Raw genomic sequence first — 24402 nt, 5'->3', positions numbered from 1 at the left:
CCGAGAGCGGCGCGATATGTTGCTGATCGGTTGGGCTGTGCCGTCGAGAGAGCGGCGACATGGCGGCCGCGACCTTATTTGAATATGTCGAACAGCGCAGCAGGGTAGATCGCTCGGTAGTGTCGCAGCGAGCCGGCACGGCCTCCGGATCGAAAGCGTTCAAGTGTTGTGCGCTTACCGACACGGAGGTGAGCGCGCCGACGAGCTTGGCCGGAATGTGTTGGATCCGCTCAGCGATCCCACTGAGATCGCGTCGCCGACCACGTTTGAGTCGGCCGGCGCGAAAGCATGCATGTCCCGCGCCGGCTCAATTGCGGTTGTACCTATTCCGCCAGGCCGACTGCGAAGCGCCGCCGGTAGGAGCGCAGCCCCGCGTAGAGCACGGCGAGCGCGGCCACCGGAAACAGCGCGGCGAAGAAGCCGAGATTGGCTGCGGCCGTGTTTTCCAGCACGCGCCCGCCGATCGCTGTGCCGCTGGCGATGCCGAGATAGATCGCCGAGGCGTTGAGCGACAGCGTCAGATGCGCCACCTCCGGCGCGAAGCCGACGATGCGACTGGCCTGTGCCGGCGGGAACGCCCAGCCGATGATGCCCCACGGCACCATGATGCCGATCAGCAGCAGGCCGGCGAGGTGGCGCGGCAGGAGATGCAGCCCGAAGGCAATCACCAGCGACACTATCAGCGCGGACATCAGCGAAAGCGCCACCATGCGCGTCGCGCCGACTTGGTCGGCCAAGTAGCCACTGGAAAGATTGCCGATCACCGCGCCCACGCCGAAAGCAAGGAGCAGGCCGGGCAACGCCATTTTCGAAAGCCCGGCACCGTCGATCGCCAGCGGTGCGAGATAGGAGATGATCACGAAGGCGCCCGCAAGATAAAGAAAGGTCACCATCAGCGACGAGGCCACGCCCGGGCGAGCGATGGCGCTGAAGCGCTCGGAAAGCGTCAGCTTGGTTCCGCTGAGGCCCCGCGGCAGGCGCAACCACAGCACGGTGGCGCAGGCGAGTCCGAGCAGGGCAACCGCCGCGAACGTGCCGCGCCAGCCCCAGAAGGCCGCGATCAGCGCCCCGAGGGGTGCGCCCAGAGCCACGGCGAACGTGGTGCCGCCCACTACGATCGAGATTGCCAGCGCGCGGTGCTCCGACCCGGCGAGCGAAACCGCTGTTGCCTGGGCGGTGGCAGCAAACAGCCCACTCGCCATTCCCATGACAATCTGGGCAAGCAGCAGCGTCGTGAACGAGACGCTTGTCGCCGCGATGCCGTTGCCGACCACGAAGGTAAGCATGGCAGCCACAAGCAGCCGCCGCCTGTCAGCCGCCCCCGCCATCGCCGAGAGCAGCGGCGCGCCGATGGCGTAGGAAAGCGAGAACACAGTAATCAGGTGCCCCGCATGTGGGATGGTCGTGTGGGTGTCGGCCGCGATCGATGGCAAAAGGCTCGAAAAAACGAAGCCGACCGTGCTCATCGTGAAGGAGCCGACAGCGAGCCAGATGAGGCGCTTGTCCATGGGAGATCCTTTATTCAAAATATACTGAACTATTGAACATGACTGGTCGCCATGTCAATATACGCGTTCCACCGCCCCGGTATAAGGGACGGGACGGCCGGCCGCGTTGAACTGGAGTGCCGGCGCAGCTATGTTCGAACCATGACCCTGCCTCATCCCACCGCCGATCAGATCACCCTATCCAACGTGCTCTCCTCCCTCGGCGACCCGACACGCCTGGCGATCGTCGCTTATCTCGCCCGCCGCGACGGACGCCCGACCATGTGCCTGAACTTCACGGAGTTCGGCTCCAAGACCAATATCAGCTACCATCTCGCCAAATTGCGCGAGGCCGGCATTACCCGCACGGAGGTCTCCGGCACCAGCCGACTGATCACGCTGCGGAGCGACGACCTCGATAGTCGCTTTCCGGGCCTGCTCGATTCCGTCATCGCCGCCGCGGTGGACCTTCCCATGGTGAAGAAGATCGAGGAAGTGGCGGAAGAGGCGCTGGCGCAAGGCGACCCGCGATAGCAAAGGTCCGCGCCGGGGCATCGATCGTATTGGTCCCGACAAGCTGTAGGGGGCAAAGCCTGTTGCCTGCCACGGGCGCAGTGCAAAAAAAAGGCCCCGGACTATTAGACCCGGGGCTATCGAGAACGTTCGCGATCCTTCGTTCTTGCTCAGGCCAGATGATGCAACGCCGCGCAATGCCGCTCGACGAGCGCAACGAAGCGCTGCCCGGCGACATCGAGCCGGCCGCTATTGTCGATCACCGTCACGTCGGGTCCGCCGGCGACGATGTCGGGCGTCTGCCGCGTGAGCCGGCGCAACACGTCCTCTTCGCTCTCGCGCCCGCGTTCGGCCAGGCGCTTCGCCAGCACCGCCGGGTCCGCGGTCACGAGCGCGACGGCGATGGTGCCGAAGGCCGCGCGAATTGCGGGAAGGGCGGCGCGGCTGCCGTTGACGATCGCCGTCATGCCGCTTGAGACCCTGTCGGCGATCTCGATTGGAACGCCGTAGCTCAAGCCATGGGCCTGCCACGAAACGGCAAAAGCGCCGTTTCGCCTCATGTCCTCGAATTCCGGAGTCGAGACGCTTTCATGCACTTCACTGCCGGCATCCGATGGACGCGTGATCACGCGCCGCACGAAGAGGATGTCCGGGCGATGCGCGAAATGGTGCGCGGCGAAGCCCATGACGCTGTCCTTGCCTGCCCCGCTTGGGCCGACGACGACGATGAGCGCTCCACGTCCCTGTCCGACCTCCGTCATGCGACACGCCGTCCTTCGCGCCAGACGGAGCGAACAACTGGAATGCCCTCACGGCGATGGACGCGCGCGATATCGGCGCGCAGTCCGACAGCAATCCGGCCGCGATCGTCGAGACCGACGGTGCGCGCCGGCGTCGCTGTTACCATGGCGATCGCCTGCGGCAGATCGATCGCCTCGACCTCGTCAGCCAGAACGAACGGCGCATGGATGAGGCTGAAAGGCACATAATCGGAGGAAAGCACATCGAGAACACCACGCTCGGCGAGATCGCGGGCGGCGATGTTGCCGGAATGAGACTTGCCGCGCACGATATTGGGCGCGCCCATCAGAACGCTCAGGCCGGCGCGATGCGAGGCTTCGGCTGCCTCGAAGCTCGTCGGGAATTCCGCCAAGCGGATGCCGTAGCCGATCGATTCCTCGACATGCGCCACCGTCGCGTCGTCATGGCTGGCAATGGTGATGCCGCGTTCGGCGCACGCCTTCGCCAGCGCCGTACGATGTGGCGCGGCGTACCGGGCGGAAAGCGCCTGCTGGCGCTCGACGAACTCGGTGAAGGCCTCGTCCGAAAGGCCGCGCTTCGTCTTGTAGTAGAGCGTGTACTGATCCATCGTCTGGAACTGACGCTGTCCCGGCGCGTGGTCCATCAGCGAGACGAGCCGAACTTGCGGGTCTTGTTGAAAGTCCTCGTAATGCTCGAGGACGTCGGAGGTCGAAACTTCGCAACGCAGATGGATGAGGTGGTCGGCGCGCAAGCGGCCTTCCTCCTTAGCCTGTGCCAGGGCGTCGGCCATGCTGCGCATCTCGCCCTTCTGGAAGCCGCCATCCTCGTCCGAACCCAGACGCAGGCAGTCGAAGACCGTGGTGATGCCGGAGGTGACGACCTGGGCGTCATGGGCCTGGATCGCCGCGATCTTCAGCCAGCGCACGCCCGGGCGCGGCGAGTAGTGCGCCTCCAGATGATCGGTGTGGAGTTCGATCAGGCCGGGCAGTAGGTAGTCGCCGTCAAAATCTTCGCCCGCGCTGCTTGCCCCTTCCGAAATGTCGGCGATGCGACCGTCACGGATGAGGACGGAACCGTTGACGATCCTGTCCTCGAGAACGATGCGGGCGTTGCTCAAAACCTGTTCTTTGCTCATCTCATGCGATCTTTCGTTGGGACGCGCCGCCAAGCGGCAGTAGGGAATGAACCGTAAACGGCGCGCCGCGATGGGGCTCGACGAAAAGTGCCACGGTCGAAACGTCGAGCGGCTTGCCGATGAACTCCTCGAATGCGGCGGTGAGCGTCTCGCGCATCACTCCTTCCGTCTCCGTCGGCACCGGTCCCGTCAGCGTCAAGTGGAACTGAAATTCCTCAAAGACGTAAGGGTAACCCCACGTCGTAAGATATTCCCGCTGACGCAGCGTGAGCTTCTCCGGATTGCGGCGACCGACATCGGCGTCCGATAGCGGCGCCCGGAACGGCTCGAAACGGCGAACGGCCTGTTCCGCCAGGTTTTGAAGAGGCTGGCAGTCTTCGGCTGCGACCAGCGCGAAAAAGGGACCGATCTGGTGAAGCACGATCCGCGGCACGTCGAAGGGTTCGATCTCCGCCGCAAACTCGTCGAAGGCCGCGAGCAGATCCGCTTCGCCCTTGCCTTCTGCGAGCTCGAACGGCGCCTTCAACGTTCCGTGAAAGCCGTATCGGCGCGGATCTGCCGTCAACGCCATCTGATTTTCGCGCCCGAGCGCCGGGACTTCCGGCCAGCTGAGTGCTCCGTCGACAAAGGCGTCGCGGCCAAGCCAACGGGCTGCGGTCTGCGTCAGCCGGTCATCGGCCGGCGGCGCGAAATAGATTGCATAACGCACGGGTCTCACTTTCTGTATCGACCGGCCCGCCGTCCGGCGGGTCGATGTTCGCGGGGTGCGATGCGCAGCTAGCCGATTTGCATGACAACATCATGATGACTTCGGTGCGAAACGCAATTCGGGGCGGAGCGGCCGAGGAAAAGTGTGTGCGGCTTCCGCCCGCCTCCCGCTCTGATTCTAATGCGTCTTGCGTCCCATCAGCCGCGAGCGGCACGCGTTTGAGATGCTGTCGAAAATGAAGACAACTATCAAGATCAGAAGCACCATGTAGGCGACATTTTCCCAATCGGAGTTGGTGCGCATCGCCTCCCACAATTTGAGCCCGATGCCGCCGGCGCCGACGGCGCCGATGATCGTCGCCGAGCGGGTGTTCGATTCCCAGAAATAGAGTGCCTGGCTGGCAAAGACCGGGAGGACCTGCGGCAGCACGCCGAAGCGCTGTACCGCGATCGGCGTCGCGCCGACCGATTTCACGCCCTCGCGCTGCTTGTCGTCGATGTTTTCGAGCGCCTCGGAATAGAGCTTGCCGAGCGTGCCGGTGTCGGTGAAGAAGATCGCCGAGATGCCGGCAAGCGGGCCGGGGCCGAAGGCGCGCGTGAAGAACAGCGCCCAGATGAACATGTCCACCGACCTCAAGAAATCGAAGAAGCGCTTGGCGAGTTGGTTGGCAAGAAAGTTCGGCGTGACGTTGCGCGCGGCGAGGAAGCAGAGCGGAAAGGCGATCAGCGATGCGAACAGCGTGCCGACGAAAGCCATGACGACCGTCTGCAACAGTTTGGTCCAGACGTCGAGATGCTGCCACTCCGCATTGTAGAGAATGTTGTTCCAAGCAAGCGAAAGGTTGGAGCGTGCCGGATCGATCCGTTCGCCGGCGACGATCAGCGAGGCCACTTCGCCATAGGGCTTTCCGAAGAACGGCGAGTTGGTGTCGAAGAGGAAGTTCGCCCAGCCGAAGAAGCGATTGCGGATCGAGACCTCGTCGCCTTCGACCTCCGCCCAGCCGGTGAGGCCGAAGGAGAGCGTGATCTTTTCTCCCGGCCGCTTCTGCATGGCCCAGCGGGGCAGCGGACCCTGCGGCGTTACCGTATCGGCGCCGTCCACGGTCATTATCAGCGTCTCGCCGCGGTGCGTCGCCTTTACCACGCCGCTGGCAGCCTCGATGCTCGTCGACCGATCGAAGGCAATCAGTGCGCGCGTGACGACCTCTTCGCTACGGGTCTCGATGCGGTCCGGTGCCTGGGCCGTTTGGGCATCGCCGAGCGCCGCATTCGGCGCCATGAAGTTGAAGGACGAACTTCCCTTCGGCTTCGACGCCTGTGCAGCGGCCGGCGCCTCTATCGTTCGGGTTACGGTCTTCTTCTCGAGCGTGATCCAATCGGGGTTGGGATTGGGGCCGAGCGGCGAATTGCGCGCGTAGGAGACTGCCATCGTGCCGTCGGCCGCAATCGCGATCTCGGGTCGGACCTCATAGGAGACCCAGTCGGCGAGATAGGTGCCGGCGATACCCCAATTGGCGTTGGCAAGCACATGGCCGATCGAAAAGAACCACCAGCTGAAAACCAGGTAGAGCACCACGCCGATACCGATCAGTGCTGTTTTCAACCTCTTTGTTGAAGAGGACTGCAACAGGTGCGGATGGCGCGCGGCGATCGCTTCCATTTCAAGGAGGCTCGGCTTGGTCGAGGCGGTCATGATGTGCTCCTACTGGGCAAGCTGGAAGGCCTGATCGCCGACAAGGCGGCGGCGGAGCCATGCGGAAAATTGATCAACGGCGAAGATTGTCGTGAACAGCAGAATCACGATCGCGAGCGTCTTTGCCTCGTGACCCTGGCCGATCGCCAGGCGCAGCAATTCGCCGATACCGCCGCCGCCGACGGCGCCGATGATCGTCGAGGCGCGCACATTGATCTCGAGGCGAAGCAGGAAGTAACTGGTGAAGTTCGGAAGAACCTGCGGAACGATACCGAACCAGACACGCTCGATCCAGTTGGCGCCGACGGCGCGCAAACCCTCTTCGGGCTTCATGTCGGCATTCTCGACGACCTCGAAGAACAACTTGCCAAGCGCACCGACCGTGTGGATCGACACCGCCGCAATCGCGGGAATGGGGCCAAGCGAGAGGATCGCCAGGAAGAAACCGGCAATGACCACTTCGGGAAAGGCGCGCAGGATCTCCATCAGGCGGCGCACCGGGCCCCTGATCCAGGGGTTGGGCATGAGATTGCGCGCGGCAAGAAACGAAAGGATGAAGCCGAAGAAGACGCCGACCACCGTCGAAAAGATGGCGATGTTCACCGTCTCCAGCATCTTGTGAAAATATTCCGGTACGTAGAGGCTGTCGGTGAGGTAAAGCCGGCCGTCAGGATAGTTGTACTTGAAGCTGCCGTCGTCATAGGGCGAGGGCAGGTCGAACATGGCACGCACGATCTCCATGGCGTCGCGCGGGAGCAGATCGCCGACGAAATCGAAGAAATGCGGCAGGCGGTCGAAAAACTTGCCGGCATTCGAGTCGTTGGCGAACCAGAGCGAGGCGAACAGCGTCAGAACGAGGAGCGCCAGACCAAGGAAGGTGTAAAGGCGGCGGCGGGCATTGAGCTCCTGCCAGTGACGCTCCACCAGAGCGCCGCTCTCGCTCAGCTGTCGGGAAAGCACGGAAGTGGCCATGGGGTTTCCGGCACGCGCCGGCCTTCTTGAGAAATGGATGCCGATGGCAATCCGGATAATCAAACGCTGGCCGCTACTGCATGATTCCTAAATCGAACTCGATCTAAGGATAAAATCATGCAGCAACTCAAACCGTTGCAGCGCCGCTGTGCGGCGCTGCAACATGGCCAGCGTGTATCTGATGCCCTGGCGATCAGCCGCCGATCGTTGCCTTGCGAGCGTCGATGATCGGCTTGTAGAAATCGGCATTAACTTCGGTGAAGCCGGAGAAGTCGCCGCCTTGGATGGCCGAGAAGCAGGCGGCGTCGGTCTTCGGCAGGTCCATCATGAACTGCTTGAACTTCGCCTTCATGTCGTCGTTCATCGAAGTGCGCACGACGATCGGGCCGTTCGGGATCAGCGGCGACTTCCAGAGCTCGACGAGGTCGTTCATGTCGACGACACCCTTGTCGACCATCTTGCGCAGGTTGCCCGAAGTGTAGCCGTCCTTGAATTCGCCGATGCCCGAACCGAAGGTCGTGCCGGCATCGAACGTGCCCTTGACGACTTCGAGCACCAGGTTCTCGTGGCCGCCGCCGAAGCCGGTTTCACCGAAGAATTCCTTGACCGGCGCGCCGATGGCTTCCGGGAGCGTGACGAGGGGGACGAGGTAGCCGGAGGTCGAATCCGGATCGGCGAAGCCGAGCTTCTTGCCCTTGAGGTCTTCGAGCTTGCTGATGCCGGAGTCCTTGCGGGCAACCATGATCGAGTGGTAGCCCGTGGAGCCGTCGGTCTGTACCGTCGTCAGGATCGGCTCGACCGCGTCTGCCTTGGCGAGGTAGATCTTGGCATAGCCGGAGGCGCCGAGCTCGGCGTAGTCGAGCGTACCGCCGAGCAGGCCCTGGATGACGCCGTCATAGTCGGCGGCCGGGAACAGCGAGACCTTTTCGACGCCGATTGCGGCCGGGAGCTTGTCGACCAGGCACTGGAAATTACGCAGGCGGTCGGCTTCGTTCTCGCCGCCAAGGATGCCGATGCGGAATTCCTTGAGGTCTTCGGCCTGAGCCTGACCGACGAGGGCGAAGAGCGCAACGGCGCCCAAAAGAGCTTTCTTCAACATGAGGTTCGTCTCCCGTTTATCCGGCCGCGCCGGATCGATATCGGTTGCAAAGAGGTGCCCTTGACGCGGGCGCTCGATCGTGGCGGGTCGTCAGAGACCAGCCAATGCCAGCGGCTTGAGGCCAGCCGATGCGGTGTTTTCCTGCGGGAGTGCCGCGGGGATATTGATGCTTGTCGAGGTCATCGATTCTTCGATTGCGGTGTCTGCGCCGTAAATTTCGGCGACGGCTGCGGCGGTCAGATCCTTCGGTTGCCCGTCGAACACGACGCGCCCATGCGCCATGCCGATGATCCGTTCGCAATAGCTCCGTGCGGTGTCGAGCGTGTGCAGGTTGGTTATGACGGTGATTCCGTCGCGCTCGTTGATGTCGCGCAGCGCATCCATGACGATCTTGGCGTTGAGCGGGTCGAGCGAGGCGATCGGCTCATCGGCGAGCAGCACCTTCGGCTGCTGCATCAGCGCGCGGGCGATCGCGACGCGCTGCTGCTGACCGCCAGAAAGCGTGCCTGCTGGCTGCAACGCCGTCTGCTCGATGCCGAGGCGCTCGAGCGCGCCGATCGCCATGATCCGCTCTTCGCGTGTGAACATGTTGAGGATGCTGAGCGCCGTCGAGCGGTGGTTGAGGCGGCCGAGCAGGACATTGGTCAAGACGTCGAGCCGCGGCACGAGGTTGAACTGCTGGAAGATCATCGCGCAATCGCGCTGCCAGTTTCGGAGCGCCGCACCGCGGAGCGAGGATACTTCCGTGCCGCCGAATTCGATCGAGCCGGACGAGAGATCGACCAACCGGTTGACCATGCGCAGCAGCGTCGACTTGCCGGCACCCGAGCGGCCGATGATGCCGACCATCTGACCCTGCGGGATGTCGAAGGTAACCGAGCTGACGGCTGTTTTCGTGCCGAACCGGCGGGTTACATTCTTCAACTGAAACATTGGCAGCAGTTCCTTTTTAGGGGGACCGGTCATCGGTATGACACCTGCCATAGCGGCGCTAGATGAACGCCAAATGTCAGTTTCTTATCGTTTCTGTAACAGTTCACAGCCGCGAGCGGGCGTGGCCCTTCAGCGGAAGATGTGAGTGGCTTGGCGGCGGCATGGCCGCGACCGACTGACCTTCGGCGGGCGTCTCCCTGCGCTGGAGAGGGGAGCGACCTTGCCCGCAATCAGGCGCCAACGATTCGTCGGCCGATGGCGGGCAGCGAATCGAAGCGCGTCGAAGTTTCGGGACGAAGGAGTGCCAGGCGATCGCCGGCCCGACTTGGGCGCAGGCTTCACCGCGTCCCACGCCGAGATCGCTGCAGCAGCTGCAAATCATCGTTCTTGCCAGCGTACCGTCGCGTTTTCAGGGGCGCTTTTTCTGCCGTCAAATCTGGCTCTCCAGCTTCATGCAGGGTGCCTTGGTTAACCATTTGTTAACCGCGATTCACGTAAATCTTGGCAACCAAAAATTAACGTAGATGACCAAAGTGCTAACAGATACTCGCTCGATCCGTATCAAGGGCCGCTCATTCCTGGCGCTCGTGCTTTCTCCGGAACTGCCTCTCGATGGATGGCTTACCCGGCTCGACGACTTAGCCTCGCGTTCAGCGGGGTTTTTCCTGGGAAGGCCGGTTGTCCTCGATGTGGAAGACATCGAGTTCGATCGAACGCAGCTGAAGGCGCTGATCGGCGAGCTCGCGAAACGCAACGTGCGGATCATGGGCATCGAAGGTGGACGCCCCTCACTGTTCGAGCCGGGCATGCCGCCGGCCATGAAGGGTGGCCGGCCCGCCCCCGATTTCGAGGTTCCGTCAGCCGATTTGACCGCGGAGCCGGCGAAATCCGGCCACGGCAAGCCGGCAGAACCTGTCGTTCGTGCCGAGGCGCAGGTGGTCAGGGCAATGCCTTCGATCATCATCAAGGAGCCCGTCCGTTCCGGGCAATCGGTGATCTTTCCCGAAGGCGATGTCACCGTCGTCGGGTCGGTTGCCTCGGGCGCGGAAATCATCGCGGGTGGTTCGGTTCACATCTACGGAACGCTGCGGGGACGAGCGCTGGCGGGATCCGTGGGTAATGCCTCGGCGCGCATCTTCTGCCGTAAGCTTGAAGCAGAATTGCTGGCAATCGACGGTGTCTACAAGACGGCCGACGACATGGCGCCACACCTTCGCGGGCAAGCGGTGCAGCTTTGGCTCGAAGGAGATTCAATCATGGCAGAGAGACTTAACTGAGCCGGCTGCCGGCCGGGAAACAGGAGTGCAAGATGGCGAAAGTAATCGTGGTTACATCGGGTAAGGGCGGCGTCGGCAAGACGACGTCTACCGCCGCACTCGGTGCGGCATTGGCGCAGAGGAACGAGAAGACCGTAGTCGTCGATTTCGACGTCGGCCTGCGCAATCTCGATCTCGTCATGGGCGCGGAGCGGCGAGTCGTTTATGACCTGGTCAATGTCATACAAGGCGACGCCAAGCTGCCGCAGGCGCTGATCCGCGACAAGCGGCTCGAAACGCTGTTCCTGCTGCCGGCGTCGCAGACGCGCGACAAGGATAGCCTGACAGCCGAGGGCGTCGAAAAGGTGATGGCCGAGTTGAAGAAGCACTTCGACTGGATCATCTGCGACAGCCCGGCCGGCATCGAACGCGGTGCCACGCTCGCCATGCGCCATGCCGACGTTGCCGTCATCGTCACCAACCCGGAAGTCTCGTCGGTTCGCGACTCGGATCGCATCATCGGCCTTCTCGACTCCAAGACGGAGAGAGCGGAACGCGGCGAGCGGGTCGAAAAGCATCTGCTGCTGACCCGTTACGACGCCAACCGCGCAGAGCGCGGCGACATGCTGAAGGTCGATGACGTGCTCGAGATCCTCTCGATCCCGCTGCTCGGTATCGTTCCCGAAAGCATGGATGTGCTGCGCGCTTCCAACATCGGCGCACCGGTCACGATCGCCGACAGCCGCAGCGCACCGGCGCTCGCCTACCTTGATGCCGCACGGCGGCTTGCCGGCGAAACGGTTCCGATCACCATTCCAGGTGAGAAGCGCGGCGGCCTGTTCGGAAAGATATTCGGGCGGAGGGCAGCATGAGTATTTTCAGCTTTTTCAGCAAGCAGACTTCCGCGCCGACAGCGCGCGAACGCCTCCAGGTCCTGCTCGCACATGAGCGCGCCTCGGTCGGTCACTCGGACCTGGTAGCGCAACTGCGGGAGGAAATCCTCGCGGTTATCGCCAAGCACGTTCAGGTCGACCGTGACAAAGTGAACGTGAAGATGGACCGCGGCGAACATGTCTCGACTCTCGAGGTCGATATCGAGATCCCGCTCGACGCAAGCGTGCGGGCAGCCTGAGAGAGGAAGGCCTGCAAGGCCAAGGATAGTCTCGGCCGCGAGGGAGCGGCCGGGACACACCCGTCGAGGCTGCCTCGCCGTCGCGCAGCTTGTCGACGAACTGGGGATCGTTGGAGAGCTTGAACTGCCGCCAGCGATGGGGCGCCAGGCCGTGCGCCTTCCAGATGCGTCTGACCGCGCTGGCGCTGATGCCGGCAGTCTGCGCCATCATGTCGGAGGTCCAGTGTGTGGTCTCGCCCGGCGGGTCCGTCAACGTCTGCGCCACCACGCGTACGGCCACTTGGGCGCCGAGCGGGGGAATGCGCGATGGCCGCGTCTTGTCGCGCAACAGTCCTTCGAAGCCTGCCGCGGCGAAGCGCTCCTGCCAGCGCCACACGCAGGTCTTGGACTTGCCGGTCTGCCGCATGATCTCGACGGTACCGGCGCCGTCAGCGCTCAGCAGGATGATCTCGGCGCGCCAGACGTGCTTCTGCGGCGTATTGCGATCTTTGACGACAGCCATCAGTCGCTGGCGATCGGTCGGCGAAACGGTGAAGGATATTCCTGTACGCATGCACCAGACTCGCATGCGCTTTCGCCAAAGCGAATCCCACACCGAGCTCTTATGTTAGGCTATATTAGGCCGATACCAGGTAGCCTTTTGAGTGACGCTAAGAGAGATCTTATGGGACTGACGCCTCGATCAATTGCGTTGCTTTTCTCGTTAAATGTGCCGGGAGACATGAGGACACGATGAGAAGCGCAACAAAACTGGCCGCGTCCGCACCAGACTATCCGGGCAAGCCGGTGCGCATAATTGAGCCGTTTGGAGCGGGCGGCGGGCCCGATCTGTTGGCCCGTGCCCTGGCCCCGAAGCTCTCTGAGCTGTGGGGCCAACCGGTGACAGTAGAGAACATCCCCGGTGCGGGAGCCACTGCGGGCCCTGCACAGGTCGCGAAGTCACCCGCCGACGGCCGCACGCTGCTGATAAACACCAACGCTCAGGCATACAGTGCGGGACTCTCGAAGGACCTCCCGTATGACCCGTTGAAGGATTTCATTCCGGTCATTCCGCTTACAAGGCAAGCTTACGTACTCGTCGCAGGCAAGGCGCCTGGTGTCACTACGGTCGGCGAGCTCATTGCGGCGGCAAAGGCGAGGCCAGGTGAGCTCAAGTTCGGATCGACCGGCATAGGCACCGGCACACATGTTGGAGTCGAGAAATTCAATCAAGCGGCGGGGATCAAGGCGCTGCATGTGCTCCCCTCACCGAACGATTCGAACGCCGATACGATCGTCAACGCGATAGCGGGGCGCTTCAACTACTATTTGGTGCCAATCTCTCTTGTCCTGCCCCACATTCGCGACGGCACACTCGTTGCGCTGGGCGTCAGTACCGCGCGGCGCTCAACCTTGCTCCCGCAGGTACCGACGATCGCGGAGGCAGGCGTCGTCGGGTTCAACTTCCCGATCTGGTATGGAATGTGGGTGCCGGCTGGCACGCCGAGCGGCGTGGTTGACAAGCTCGCGAATGACGTTGGCCGCGTACTCGCCGGAGCGGATCTGCCCGAATGGATCGCCAGACACGGGGGCGAGCCAATGAGCATGACGCAGCCCGAGTTCGCGCGCTTCGTTGAGAGCGAGAGTGAAGCTACGGCGCGACTCATGGAAGCCGCCAGTGTTAAGTCCTAATAGCCGACCGTCTGATGAGCTGTCCGCGCAATTCACGAAATGAAGGATATTCCTGTGCGCGTGCACCAGACTCGGATGCGCTTTCGCCAAAAGGAATCCAAAGCCGGACTCTTATGTTAGGCCGATACCACTAGCATGTGTTTGTATTGCAAGCTTGTAGAATAAAGTCGTGATCTCTTGGCTGGTCGTCACGGTTGCTGCAGCAAAAGGGCCTGCACCAGCTGGAATTCGTTCTTGCCCGATTTCGCGGCAATGTCGGCCAAGGCCATGTCAGGAGCCGCTGCCGCGAACCCACGCGCCCTGAGTGTTTCGACCAGCCTTTCGCTCGTCTGACCCAGAAGCGGTGCGATCTTGTCGGCGGTGTTGGCGATGATTTGCCGGCTGAAGGCGATCTGCGGCGGCCCGCCGATGCGGCCCTCACCGCTCGGCCAGGCCAAGGCAACGGCTGCTCCTGTCGAGACGAGCAGCGCAAGCGTCATCGGAAGACGTCCGAGGTAGTGCGTCATCGACCGCCAGTTCTTCCAGACATGCAGAGCGAACGGCAGGATGAGCACAATGCTCAGCCACTCATGCATCTCGTTGAAGACGCCGTTGCCGACATGGAAGAACAGCGCGATTCCCGAAATGAGCGAAACGAGAAACAGGCCTGTGATGAACGGTGTCGCATATCACTGCAGGATGACTTTCACGGTGCACCTCTGATTTCTGTTGCCCTGCGACGAACATTAGCGCGTCCAAGCGCTGAAGGCGCAGTTAAATATTTGTAATTATTGACGTAAATCAATCGCTCTCTTGATTTCGAGCGGCGGGTTTCTGCTCGCAAGCAGACGCATGCGCGTTCGTCGGGGCGCACAAGGAACCTCAGAGGCGCCCCATTTCGTAGTCCTGGCAGGACTCGCCGAATTGCGCCATTGCCTCCTCCAGATAGTCTGCCAACAGCGGTATGCCGAGCAGATAGGCGGCCGTTCGCTTGTTGTGTGCATCGGCCGCCTGGGCACGAATGTCGTCCCAGTCTTCCAGTTTGCCGTCGCCCCGGCCGAGCCAGCTCAAAGCGACGAGATCGATCTGCTCGTCTTCATTGAGCGCCCAGATCGCGCTCGCAAGTTCAGCCTCGACGGGATCGTCCGGTTGATCCTCGAGCACCGAGGCCATGTTGTCGTCGGATGCGTTGGATGCCGGGTCGGGGTCCGTGACGGCAACCTTGACGTCGAATTCCCTGGCCTTGACTATGAAAAAGCAGACCTTTTCGGGTGAAATCGACAGGTCCCAAGCTTCGCTCATTGGTGCAACCTCCAATTGGCGTCGTCTGTAACGATCTGCATCCGGAGGGGTGGATGCCCCATCCGAGAAGTATCGTTCGGTGTCTGATACGGGCAACTTTACCAGATCCTTCCCGATCTTGGTGCGTGTTGCCGTCTTCCCTTCGGCATCGATCCTTCGATCCGCTCTGCGCGGTCGGCCAAGCGCTGCGGGTTGCTGTCAGCCTCGACGGCGGGGCGCTCAGCGGGCCATCAAGATGGGGATCGCAGCATCATCGAGCATTGACTTCGTGACGCCACCGAAGATCAGCTCGCGCACTCGCGAATGTCCGTATGCTCCCATGACGATCATGTCGGCGGAAATGTCGACGGCATGCTGCTGGAGCACGCTCGCGACAGGACGGCCCGCGCTCGGCAATTGGTCGACCGTCACGTTGACGCCGTGGCGAGCGAGATAGGCAGCGACATCGGCGCCAGGCTCCTCGCCGCTCTCTCCACGAGCGGCCTCCGGATCAACCAAGGTCACGTGGACCGAGGCCGCCTTCGCCATGAGTTCGAGAGCTTCGCGCGCCGCATGTGCAGCTTCCGCGCGCGAGTCCCAGGCGAGCAGGACCGTCTTCGGCCCAAGACTCGGCTTGCTGTCGGTCGGGATGAGCATGATCGGGCGCATTGCCTGAAAGAGGCTGCCGTTGATCACCTGCCGCTTCAGGTCCGCTTGGCTCAGAACGCTTGGCCCGATCAAGACCAGATCGGCGTAGAGCGCGCGGTCGCCGATGTCGCGATCTGCCGTCCCGGCTTCGGCGTAGACGCCGTCGATCTCGAAGGAAACATCCGTGCGAGAAACTGTTTCGCGCGCGTGGTTCACGGATGCTTCAAGCTTCTCACGATCGCGATCGCGTTGTTCCAGCCATATAGTGGAAACGGTCGCATACTCCCCGATCGGCGGTGGCGGAGCCATGGCAACGACTAGGACAGAAAGATGGGCACCCGATTGGCCGCAGAGATCGGCTGCGGTTTGCAGATCGCTGTCTGAATTGTCGACCCCTGTGACGGTGAGGATTGTCTTGAAGGCCATGAGCGTTCTCCCTCGAAGGGTTGGTTGCGTTTACCGAATCTCAGCCTAACCGGGCGACCGCGTTCTGCATTGAGCTGCATCAAACCGGCTGGCCGAGCGATCCGGGGCGCGGCGTGGCTACTTCGTGAAACGCTTCCGCCGCTTGGGGGTTTCCTTTGATGAGTGCTTTGGTTGATCGGTATCAATGAGAACGATCTCCAAACGGCGTTCCATGGAACTGTCGGAGAAAACAGGAGGCATGCGTGATAGCGGAAGAACAAACCGCGGCGGTCGCTTTTCTCAGCGCTCCCGCTTCTCATGACACCACCGAGCCGATCGAAACGATGGAGACGCATATTTCCCGCATCTTCCTCGTCGGGGAGCGAGCCTTCAAAATGAAGCGGGCGGTCAAGTTGCCCTATGTCGATTTCTCGACGGCCGACCTGCGGCTCGGGGCCTGCCAGAAGGAGGTTGAGCTTAACTCCGCGACTGCGCCAGGGCTGTATCGCGGCGTCCGGCGAATTACCCGCGAGGACGATGGTACTCTGGCGTTTGACGGCCAAGGGGCGTTGGTCGATGCAGTTGTCGAAATGGCGCGCTTCGATCAGCAATCGCTCTTCGACCGAATGGCTGTCGAGGGCAGGTTGACCCGCGAGCTCATGACTGTGGCTGCACAGATGATCGCACGCTTTCACCGCGCGGCGCCGGTCGTCCATGACGGGGGAGGCGCTGACAATATCGCCGCAGTTCTCCGGATCAATGCCGCGGGATTTGCAACGAGCCGGGTTTTCGAGCCGGGCGAGCTTGCCACCATCAAACTTGCGTTCGAGCGGGGTCTCGCGCGTCATGCGGCCCTGCTCGATCGGCGCGAGGCGGCAGGAAAGGTCAGGCGCTGCCATGGCGATCTGCATCTGCGCAATATCTGCCTGCTCGAAGGTGAGCCGCGGTTGTTCGATTGCATCGAGTTCAACGATCAGATCGCTACGATCGACACGCTTTACGATCTCGCCTTTCTGCTGATGGATCTTTGGCATCGTGGCTTCCCGGATCTGGCGAACCTGGCCATGAATCGATACCTGGACGAGTCGGATGACGAGGACGGTTTCGTGCTTCTGCCGTACCTGATGGCAATCCGCGCCGCCGTCAGGGCGCACGTCACCGCGACACAGGTGGAAGAAAGCGGGGAGGCTTCGGCGAACCTCGTTGCCGAAGCGAGATCCTACTTCGACCTGGCGCGCTCGCTGATCGAACCGGCGCCGGCACGGCTGTTCGCCATCGGCGGATTCAGCGGCTCCGGCAAGACGACTGTAGCAGAGGCATTGGCTGCACAGGTGAGTGCGCCACCCGGCGCCCGGATTGTCGAAAGCGATCGCGTCAGAAAGGCCATGCATGGCGTTTCCGCAGAAACCAGACTGCCGCCCTCTGCTTACCGTCCCGAGATCTCGGACAAGGTCTATCGCGAAATGGCAGAGAGGGTCCGCCCGCTTCTTGCAGCAGGAGGCACTGCGATTGTCGATGCGGTGTTCGACAAGCCGGAAAATCGCAACCTGATGGAAAGGGTTGCAGGTGAACTCGGTGTCCCGTTCACCGCCGCGTGGCTGGATGCCGAACCGGCGCTTTTGCGTGACCGCGTTGCCTCCCGAACCGGGGGGCCTTCGGATGCGAACCTCGATGTTCTGTCCAGGCAACTGGCCCGCGACAGCGGCGAGAGGGGCTGGAGGCGGATCGATGCCGCTCGCAACGCCGAGCAAGTCGCCTCGGAGATCTTGCGCCTTCCGCAAGAGCTGGCACAGGTACAACCTACGCTTTCGGAAAAGCCTTAGCTCGGCTCTCTCGAAAACATTCCGACCGCGTCCTTCGCCATCCGGTTGACGCACCAGCGAGCGTAGATGGGGCCGAATATCGCGCCAACGATCTTGCCGATGACCGAGTTGGGGGTGTCATAGTCGATAAACACGCGCAGGCGGGAGGACTGGCCTGAAGCATTGATCTCGAAACCCATCCGGTAGGCTCCGATGACGAGCAGATCTGGCTGTCCCCGCGTTTCCCACGTTTTCCGGTGGGGAGGATGACGTTCGACGATCACCTGTTCCACGGACAGCTTCAGCCCGAGGACGCTTCCCTCCATTCTGATCAGCGAGCCGACGGCGCGGCCGCGAGCTTCGTCGAATTCATACGACATCGTTCCGCCCAGCATCATCGTCGACGACTCCTGCATATGGGAGCCGAGCCGAGCCGGGTCGTCCAGGTAGTCGAACAGCGTCTCGGCCGACGCTGCGGCTGTTACGACCGCCTGTGCCGAATGTGCGTGGGTCAACTCAAGTCGTCCTTTGTCGCGTGACTTTGGCGTCGGTCATCTGCGCACTCCTTAGCCGGAGAGCGTTGCCGATGACGCTGACGGAGGAGAGCGCCATGGCCGCGGCGGCGATGATCGGCGACAGGAGCAGCCCGAAGGCCGGATAAAGGACGCCGGCGGCAACCGGCACGCCGGCGGCGTTGTAGATGAAGGCAAAGAACAGATTTTGGCGGATGTTCTTCATCGTGGCGTGGCTGAGCTGCCGTGCTCGTGCAATGCCCTGAAGATCGCCCTTGAGCAGCGTTACACCGGCGCTCTCGATCGCAACGTCCGTCCCGGTCCCCATGGCAATGCCGACATCGGCCGCGGCAAGCGCTGGAGCATCGTTCACCCCGTCCCCGGCCATGGCGACGATCCGGCCCTCCCGGCGCAATCGGGCGACGATCTCGCTTTTGTGCTCCGGCAGGATTTCGGCCTCCACTTCCTTGATCCCGAGCCTCCTCGCGACGGCATGCGCCGTGGTCTTGTTGTCTCCGGTCAGCATGACCACCCGGACACCTTCCTTGACCAGTGCCTCGACGGCAGCGGGTGTCGTCGACTTGATCGGGTCGGAGATCGCAAAAAGTCCGCCGACGCGGCCGTCGACGGCGGCAAAGATCACGGTCGCCCCTTCCCCTCGCAACGCTTCCGCCTTTTCGCTGAGAGAGGAAACGCCCACCTTTTCCTCGGCCATTATGCGGTGGCTGCCGATGACGAGCTTGCGCCCGTCGACGGAGCCGGTCACGCCTTTGCCGACCGGACTGTCGAAGTCCTCCGCTGTGCCGAGACTCAATCCGCGTTCATGGGCGGCCTCCACAATCGCCGCCGCGAGCGGGTGCTCGCTCGCGCGTTCCAGGGTGGCGGCCAGGCGGAGCAATTCGGTCTCGGAAAATCCGCTCGCAACCTCGATCGACGTCACCTTGGGTTTGCCCTCCGTCAGGGTCCCGGTCTTGTCGACCACGAGCGTGTCGACCTTTTCGAAGCGCTCCAACGCCTCGGCGTTCTTGATCAGCACGCCGAGCCGCGCGCCCCGTCCGACGCCGACCATGATCGACATCGGGGTGGCGAGGCCGAGAGCGCAGGGGCAGGCGATGATGAGCACTGCGACCGCGGCGACAAGCCCGTGCGCAAAGCGCGGCTCGGGCCCCACCGCCATCCATATGACAAATGCAATCACGGCAATAGCAATCACGACGGGCACGAACCAGCCGGAGACCTCGTCGGCAAGGCGCTGGATCGGTGCGCGCGAGCGTTGTGCATCCGCAACCATGTGCACGATCTGCGACAGCATGGTATCGCGCCCGACCTTGCCCGCTTCCATGACGAACCCGCCTGTGCGGTTCATCGTGCCGCCAATGAGGCTGGCGCCGATCTCCTTGGTAACGGGCATCGATTCTCCGGTGATCATCGATTCATCGACCGAACTGCGTCCCTCGACGAGGACGCCGTCGACCGGGACCTTCTCGCCGGGGCGAACCCGCAGTCGATCTCCGACGACTACGGCTTCGAGTGGCACGTCCTCGTCGACGCCGTCATCGCGGATGCGGCGGGCTGTTTTCGGGGCGAGATCCAGAAGCGCCCGGATCGCGCCTCCCGTCTGTTCGCGCGCCCGCAGTTCCAAGACCTGCCCGAGCAGGACAAGCACCGTGATGACGGCGGCCGCCTCGAAATAGACCGCGATCGAGCCATCCGGAGCGCGGAAGGCTGGCGGGAAGAGGCCGGGCGCAACGGTTGCGACCACGCTGTAGATCCATGCAACGCCGGTTCCCATCGCGATCAGCGTGAACATGTTGAGGTGTCGGTTGGCGATGGATCGCCATGCCCGCTCAAAGAACGGGGCCCCGGCCCACAGCACGACTGGCGTTGCGAAGAGGAGTTGCACCCAGTTCGATGTCTGCGCCCCAAGCAGCATGTGCAGATCGGTGACATGGCCGCCCATCTCGAGGGCAAGCACCGGTATCGTCAACACCAGGCCGACCCAAAACCGGCGCCTCATGTCGATGAGTTCGGCGCTTGGGCCAGTTTCTGGCGTCGCGACTTCCGGTTCAAGCGCCATGCCGCAGATCGGGCAATTGCCGGGGCCGATCTGGCGTACCTGCGGATGCATGGGGCAGGTGTAGACGACGCCCTCCGCCTGTTCCGCGTGAGGAGCCTCCCCATGGCTTGGCTTCGTCGCGCTCTGCTGTACGGGATGGTGGTGATGCTTGTGATGATTATGATCGTCCATTGGACATGACTCCGTTGGTAGACACCCGTTGGGAGCCCGCGAGTTTGGCGCGGTTGGCCAACGTATTTCGCGATGCCGTTGCCGGCGAACGCCGAAGCGGAAACTGACTCTGCTACATGGTTCCTGAATCGTCGCGATCAAGAGGGAAATTATCCAGCAATTCAAAGCGTTAAGCACCACGCGCCGGGACGCACGGCGCTCTGGTGCTCAGCCCGCCTTCCTATAACTAAGGAAGGACATCATCCCGGATGCCATGTGATAGAGGTGATGGCAGTGGAGAGGCCAGCGCCCGGAATTGTTCGCGTCGAAGGCGATCGCCACGCTTGTCATCGGCGGCACGACAACGGTGTCCCGCACGGCTCCGCCCCGAAGGGGGAGGCCGTTGATTCCAACCACTTGAAAATGGTGGCCGTGCAGATGCATCGGGTGCGCCATCATCGACACGTTCTGCATGACGACCTCCACCCGGTCGCCCTGCCTGACGCTCAAGGCATCACCAGCGATCTGCCAGTCGTAGCCCGCCATGTCACCGGTCAGCGTGAGTGCGAAACGGCGGTCTGCCGGGCGGTTCGGGAGCGGCATGATTGCCGCCAGGCTCCGCTCGAACTCGAGGCCGACCACCGGACCTGTGTCTTCCCCTTGGGACGCGAGCTTGCTTACCGCCGCGCCAGGCGGGGCGAGGATAACGCCGGTGCGCTCATTGGACCCTTCGCGCAAGGCGAGGACAGGGTGCGCCTCACCCGTCTTCGGGAGTTCCAAACGGATATCGAGGCGCTGGCCCATGGAGATGGGGAAGCGGCTTCCCGCCATCGGCTGGATCGCCTGTCCATCCACGGCGATCAGTTGCCCAACTATCGGTCCGGTATCGATTGTGAATGCCGTCGCCGTCGCGCCGTTTATGATGCGCAGCCGAACCCGGCCGCCGTTTTCGACCGCAATGACTTCGGGATCATCGAGCGTACGATCATTGGCGAGATAGGCGTCATACTCGATGTCGTTGAGGTCCATGGCACCCATTCCTGACGTCACCGTGCCGGACATGTGCCCAGCATGCATCGCACCCGCCATGCCGTCCGTCATCGTATCATGCCCCTTGGGCATGGCGGCTGCCGCGGCGGGACCCTTGAGATTGGCGAGTAGTTCCTCCGCTGGCGTAAAGGAAAAGTCATGAAGCAGGATGACGACTTCCTGCTCGTCGCGCTTCACGTCCTCGACGGTCCTGACGATCAACGGAGCCGCCAGCAGATTCTGTTCCTGCAGCGTATGCGCATGCATCCAGTGGGTGCCTCCTGACCCGACCGGGAACGTGTAGCGCCGGCTCTCGTGCGGCATCAGAAGCGCCGCCGGATTATCCGGCACACCATCCATCTCCCAAGGCGGCGTCAGCCCGTGCCAGTGAATGAGCGTGGGCTCGCCGGCTTCGTTGCCAAGGGCAACGTCGAACTGGCCATCCGCGTCGAGTATGAGGCCATGTCTTCCGTTCGGCTGGACGAGGCCGAAGACGTTCGCAGCCTTCCCTTTCACTTCTATCACGCGTCTGGAGATCGTAAGCGGAAGTGCATCCGCGTGTGATGACGGGGTCGTTGCCGGTTGCGGCCATGCAGGCGCCGGAAGCCATAGCGGCGCTGAACCGACGAGCGCGGCGCCCGAAAGCAATCGGCCTAAGAATTGACGACGTTTCATATCTCGTTTGAACCTCTTTCTCGCGTCGGCAACGCCGACGAAACCGTTGCCATGCGCGAACCGCAGGCAACAGATGACCATTCCGCTGGGGAGCGGAGCACGTTCAGGCGTGGGATCGGGGAGGGCCGAGAGCGGGCGGCGAGGTGACGCCTGTGATGGAGCTTTGAGGATCGAGATGTCGCTGACCATTGGCGTCCAGCGACAGGACGACGGAATTGGCGGCCGGAAGCACGATACTGCACCAGTTGCACGCGCTGTGGCAGCAAGCCTTGTGGTCGCCGGGATGATGGTCGCCCGAGTGGGTCAAGTCCGGTGAGGCCTCGCTGTGTTCCAACTGCGCAGCGTAGTTATCGCATGGCGAGGGGGTCGCCTCGGCCATCGGTGCGGCAAGGAACGTGATCGCGACCAGGATGGCCAGCAATCCTCTCGCGCATCTCCAGGTTGTTTGACCCATCGCGATCACGATTCCACTCGAACGTTTGTCCGTATTCAAACACACTGCCGTGCGGTTGCAAGTGCCGCGTTGCCCTTGGCCAAATAGGGTGCCGCCCGACGCGGGAAAAGAGCAACGATCGCTCGCATTCGCCCGAAGGTTTGGGCGCCAGTTGACGTCAACTGCTCTCGCGAACGACGAGTTCGAACCCGAGGTCGATCGTCCGGTCGCGCACCTCTGCGCCCGCAAGCAACGCCAGCATCAAATGTGCCGCGTGTCTGCCGACATCTTCTCGAGGAGTCCGGACCGAGGTCAGCCTTGGAACGATGTGGGCCGACATCGGCAGGTCGTTGAAGCCGACGAAAGCGATGCGGCCTGGGACAGATATGCCCTGCCGTTGGGCCTCGAAAATTGCACCATGTGCCAGGTCGTCGTTGCAAAAGAAAATGCCATCGACATCCGGATGTTGGCGCAGCAACCTGTCGAAGAGTTCACCGCCGAGCCCGACGGACGAGGGGTCGGGCACCGCCAGCCCCAGTGCATTCACGCCCGCTTCGGCGAGTGCACGCCGGAAGCCTTCGCCGCGTCGTACGACGCGGGCGTCGAGCTGGGCCGCGACATAGGCGAGCCGGCGCTTTCCTCTCGCCAGAAGATGCCGCGCGACCATGGCTCCGGCGCTTTCCTGTGAGAAACCAACCGAAAAGACGTCCTCGGCTTTCGTGAGTTCCATCATGTGAACGCAGGGAATCCTGTTTGCTTCGAGCATGCGAAGCGATGCATCGGTGCGGTCGAAGCCGGTGAGCAGGATGCCGCAAGGCTGGATGGCAAGATAGTTGCGAATGAGCTCCTCTTCCTCGTGCCGGGAATAGTGGAAGTTCCCGATAAGGACATCATAGCCGCGTGGGCGAAGGACACTGTGAATGGCTTCGAGCGTCTCGATGAACAGCTGGTTCGAGAGTGCGGGGACAAGCACGACGACCGATTGGCTGCGCGCCGATGCGAGCGTGCGTGCCGCCGGGTTCGGCACATAGCCTAGCGCCTTCGAGGCTTCACGCACCTTCGACACCAGCACCGGATCGACTGTCGGGACGTCGCGCAGTGCGCGCGATGCGGTGATCTGCGAGACGCCGGCCAGCCGTGCGACTTCGGCGAGGGTAGGGCGGCCGGTGGTGCGGGAGGCCTCTTTACGCATGATAGTTTGATACTTGCCAACAAGGATTCGCTTCGATAAGACAGCGCTATCTTACGAAGAATACGATCTCGCCGCTACTGCATGGTTCCTTAAATCGTAACCGGCTTAAGGAAACATGCAGCAATTCAAATTGCTACAGCGTCCTTTGCCCGCCTGATAAGACGCCTGGCGCGGCAGGAGGTTTGTCTGCGATTTCGGGGATTTTCATTTCCAGTCACCTCCGTGTTCGTTGGCATGGAGGTGTTTTTTTAAACTGAATGAGACAGCGCTATCTTGAGGAGGATAAATATGGCCGAGCAAATACGCGGTATCGTCGTCATGGGTGTTGCGGGCTGCGGAAAGAGCAGCGTCGGCGCCGCCATCACCGCTCTGTACCAGGGCCGTTTGATCGAGGGCGATGCTTTTCATCCGGCTGCCAACATTGCCAAGATGAGTGCAGGTGTCCCCCTTACGGACGAAGATCGGCACGGTTGGCTCTGCCGCCTCAGCGAAGAAGTCGCCGCGGTCATTGCTGCCGGAGAGCGGCCGGTTCTCACCTGCTCAGCGCTCAGGAAAAGCTATCGTGACCTGCTCCGGCAGGGGGAGCCAGGGCTAGCATTCGTCTTTCTCGATCTGGCACGAGATCTCGCCTTCGAACGCGTTGCCACGCGTCCGGGGCACTTCATGCCGGCAAGCCTGATCGAAAGCCAATACCGGACGCTCGAGCCTCCACATCAGGAGCAGCTGACGCTTGCCGTGGACGCAAGTCTGCCGCTGGAGGCGATAGTGGAGCAGGCCGTTCATTGGTTGCAGGAAACCAATACAACGAATGCTGCCTGAAACTTACAGCAGGATTGCTCAACTGCACTGCAAAAGATA

General features: G+C 62.3%; 23 protein-coding genes and 1 pseudogene. 7 read left to right on the top strand and 17 right to left on the bottom strand.

Annotated features, from left to right (window positions below):
• Nucleotides 1-323 precede the first annotated feature (323 nt).
• Nucleotides 324-1508 carry an MFS transporter gene (locus RB548_RS29110; RefSeq protein WP_331375872.1) on the bottom strand — a complete coding sequence of 395 codons (1185 nt, stop codon included), beginning with the start codon at nucleotides 1506-1508 and terminating at the stop codon, nucleotides 324-326.
• Between the two features lie 141 nt (nucleotides 1509-1649).
• Here RB548_RS29110 and RB548_RS29105 point away from each other — a divergent pair, with 141 nt between their 5' ends.
• Nucleotides 1650-2021 (top strand): ArsR/SmtB family transcription factor, encoded by a 372-nt coding sequence (locus tag RB548_RS29105; protein ID WP_331377132.1) that lies wholly within the window; start codon nucleotides 1650-1652, stop codon nucleotides 2019-2021.
• Nucleotides 2022-2170: 149 nt separating this feature from the next.
• Here RB548_RS29105 and phnN read toward each other — a convergent pair whose 3' ends face one another.
• From phnN to phnC, 7 genes are all read right to left on the bottom strand, one after another.
• The gene (gene phnN, locus RB548_RS29100; protein WP_331375871.1) at nucleotides 2171-2761 is read right to left on the bottom strand and encodes a phosphonate metabolism protein/1,5-bisphosphokinase (PRPP-forming) PhnN; all 591 of its coding nucleotides are present in this window, start codon (nucleotides 2759-2761) and stop codon (nucleotides 2171-2173) included.
• Nucleotides 2758-3897, bottom strand: a complete 1140-nt coding sequence (locus RB548_RS29095; RefSeq protein WP_331375870.1) for an alpha-D-ribose 1-methylphosphonate 5-triphosphate diphosphatase — start codon at nucleotides 3895-3897, stop codon at nucleotides 2758-2760. The genes phnN and RB548_RS29095 overlap by 4 nt, the downstream gene beginning before the upstream one ends.
• Before the next feature lies 1 nt (nucleotide 3898).
• The gene (locus RB548_RS29090) at nucleotides 3899-4606 is read right to left on the bottom strand and encodes a DUF1045 domain-containing protein (protein WP_331375869.1); all 708 of its coding nucleotides are present in this window, start codon (nucleotides 4604-4606) and stop codon (nucleotides 3899-3901) included.
• Between the two features lie 177 nt (nucleotides 4607-4783).
• On the bottom strand, nucleotides 4784-6298 hold the full coding sequence (phnE, locus tag RB548_RS29085; RefSeq protein ID WP_331375868.1) for a phosphonate ABC transporter, permease protein PhnE: 1515 nt from the start codon (nucleotides 6296-6298) through the stop codon (nucleotides 4784-4786).
• Nucleotides 6299-6307: 9 nt separating this feature from the next.
• Nucleotides 6308-7270, bottom strand: coding sequence for a phosphonate ABC transporter, permease protein PhnE (phnE, locus tag RB548_RS29080; protein ID WP_331375867.1), 963 nt, complete (start codon nucleotides 7268-7270; stop codon nucleotides 6308-6310).
• 193 nt (nucleotides 7271-7463) lie between these two features.
• Complete coding sequence (gene phnD / locus RB548_RS29075) at nucleotides 7464-8369, bottom strand: phosphonate ABC transporter substrate-binding protein (protein ID WP_331375866.1); 906 nt, start codon at nucleotides 8367-8369, stop codon at nucleotides 7464-7466.
• 90 nt (nucleotides 8370-8459) lie between these two features.
• Complete coding sequence (phnC, locus tag RB548_RS29070) at nucleotides 8460-9302, bottom strand: phosphonate ABC transporter ATP-binding protein (protein WP_331375865.1); 843 nt, start codon at nucleotides 9300-9302, stop codon at nucleotides 8460-8462.
• A gap of 524 nt (nucleotides 9303-9826) precedes the next feature.
• Between phnC and minC the strand changes: the two genes are divergently transcribed.
• Genes minC through minE form a run of 3 tightly spaced genes read left to right on the top strand, consistent with a single transcriptional unit; the run spans nucleotide 9827 to nucleotide 11690 of the window.
• Nucleotides 9827-10579 carry a septum site-determining protein MinC gene (gene minC / locus RB548_RS29065; protein ID WP_331375864.1) on the top strand — a complete coding sequence of 251 codons (753 nt, stop codon included), beginning with the start codon at nucleotides 9827-9829 and terminating at the stop codon, nucleotides 10577-10579.
• A gap of 32 nt (nucleotides 10580-10611) precedes the next feature.
• Entirely contained in the window at nucleotides 10612-11430 is an 819-nt protein-coding gene (gene minD, locus RB548_RS29060; protein ID WP_225107641.1) for a septum site-determining protein MinD, read from the top strand.
• Entirely contained in the window at nucleotides 11427-11690 is a 264-nt protein-coding gene (gene minE / locus RB548_RS29055) for a cell division topological specificity factor MinE (protein WP_331375863.1), read from the top strand. The genes minD and minE overlap by 4 nt, the downstream gene beginning before the upstream one ends.
• 79 nt (nucleotides 11691-11769) lie before the next feature.
• Here minE and RB548_RS29050 read toward each other — a convergent pair.
• Nucleotides 11770-12243 (bottom strand): annotated as a pseudogene (locus RB548_RS29050) (helix-turn-helix domain-containing protein); the annotation flags it as partial.
• Between the two features lie 179 nt (nucleotides 12244-12422).
• Here RB548_RS29050 and RB548_RS29045 point away from each other — a divergent pair.
• A complete protein-coding gene (locus RB548_RS29045; protein ID WP_331375862.1) occupies nucleotides 12423-13361 on the top strand; it encodes a Bug family tripartite tricarboxylate transporter substrate binding protein in 939 nt (312 codons plus the stop codon).
• Between the two features lie 188 nt (nucleotides 13362-13549).
• On the opposite strand, the gene RB548_RS29040 is transcribed toward RB548_RS29045, so the two are convergent.
• The 3 genes from RB548_RS29040 to RB548_RS29030 form a co-directional block, all read right to left on the bottom strand.
• Entirely contained in the window at nucleotides 13550-13936 is a 387-nt protein-coding gene (locus tag RB548_RS29040) for a DUF4405 domain-containing protein (RefSeq protein ID WP_331375861.1), read from the bottom strand.
• A 286-nt stretch (nucleotides 13937-14222) separates the two neighbouring features.
• The gene (locus RB548_RS29035) at nucleotides 14223-14642 is read right to left on the bottom strand and encodes a DUF3775 domain-containing protein (RefSeq protein WP_331375860.1); all 420 of its coding nucleotides are present in this window, start codon (nucleotides 14640-14642) and stop codon (nucleotides 14223-14225) included.
• Between the two features lie 219 nt (nucleotides 14643-14861).
• Nucleotides 14862-15695 carry a universal stress protein gene (locus tag RB548_RS29030; RefSeq protein WP_331375859.1) on the bottom strand — a complete coding sequence of 278 codons (834 nt, stop codon included), beginning with the start codon at nucleotides 15693-15695 and terminating at the stop codon, nucleotides 14862-14864.
• Nucleotides 15696-15937: 242 nt separating this feature from the next.
• Between RB548_RS29030 and RB548_RS29025 the strand changes: the two genes are divergently transcribed.
• The gene (locus RB548_RS29025; RefSeq protein WP_331375858.1) at nucleotides 15938-17497 is read left to right on the top strand and encodes a bifunctional aminoglycoside phosphotransferase/ATP-binding protein; all 1560 of its coding nucleotides are present in this window, start codon (nucleotides 15938-15940) and stop codon (nucleotides 17495-17497) included.
• Here RB548_RS29025 and RB548_RS29020 read toward each other — a convergent pair.
• The 5 genes from RB548_RS29020 to gntR form a co-directional block, all read right to left on the bottom strand.
• Complete coding sequence (locus RB548_RS29020) at nucleotides 17494-17991, bottom strand: SRPBCC family protein (RefSeq protein WP_331375857.1); 498 nt, start codon at nucleotides 17989-17991, stop codon at nucleotides 17494-17496. The genes RB548_RS29025 and RB548_RS29020 overlap by 4 nt on opposite strands.
• 1 nt (nucleotide 17992) lies before the next feature.
• Nucleotides 17993-20236: a copper-transporting P-type ATPase gene (locus RB548_RS29015; RefSeq protein WP_331375856.1), complete on the bottom strand. Its 2244-nt coding sequence runs from the start codon at nucleotides 20234-20236 to the stop codon at nucleotides 17993-17995.
• A 207-nt stretch (nucleotides 20237-20443) separates the two neighbouring features.
• Nucleotides 20444-21919: a multicopper oxidase family protein gene (locus tag RB548_RS29010; protein WP_331375855.1), complete on the bottom strand. Its 1476-nt coding sequence runs from the start codon at nucleotides 21917-21919 to the stop codon at nucleotides 20444-20446.
• 103 nt (nucleotides 21920-22022) lie between these two features.
• Nucleotides 22023-22373 (bottom strand): hypothetical protein, encoded by a 351-nt coding sequence (locus RB548_RS29005; RefSeq protein WP_331375854.1) that lies wholly within the window; start codon nucleotides 22371-22373, stop codon nucleotides 22023-22025.
• Nucleotides 22374-22530: 157 nt separating this feature from the next.
• The gene (gene gntR / locus RB548_RS29000; RefSeq protein ID WP_331375853.1) at nucleotides 22531-23544 is read right to left on the bottom strand and encodes an HTH-type transcriptional regulator GntR; all 1014 of its coding nucleotides are present in this window, start codon (nucleotides 23542-23544) and stop codon (nucleotides 22531-22533) included.
• 288 nt (nucleotides 23545-23832) lie between these two features.
• Between gntR and RB548_RS28995 the strand changes: the two genes are divergently transcribed.
• Nucleotides 23833-24363: a gluconokinase gene (locus RB548_RS28995; protein WP_331375852.1), complete on the top strand. Its 531-nt coding sequence runs from the start codon at nucleotides 23833-23835 to the stop codon at nucleotides 24361-24363.
• Nucleotides 24364-24402 lie beyond the last annotated feature (39 nt).

The organism is Sinorhizobium chiapasense (genome assembly GCF_036488675.1).
Lineage (GTDB): Bacteria > Pseudomonadota > Alphaproteobacteria > Rhizobiales > Rhizobiaceae > Sinorhizobium > Sinorhizobium chiapasense.
This window is presented reverse-complemented; position numbering and strand designations above follow the sequence as displayed.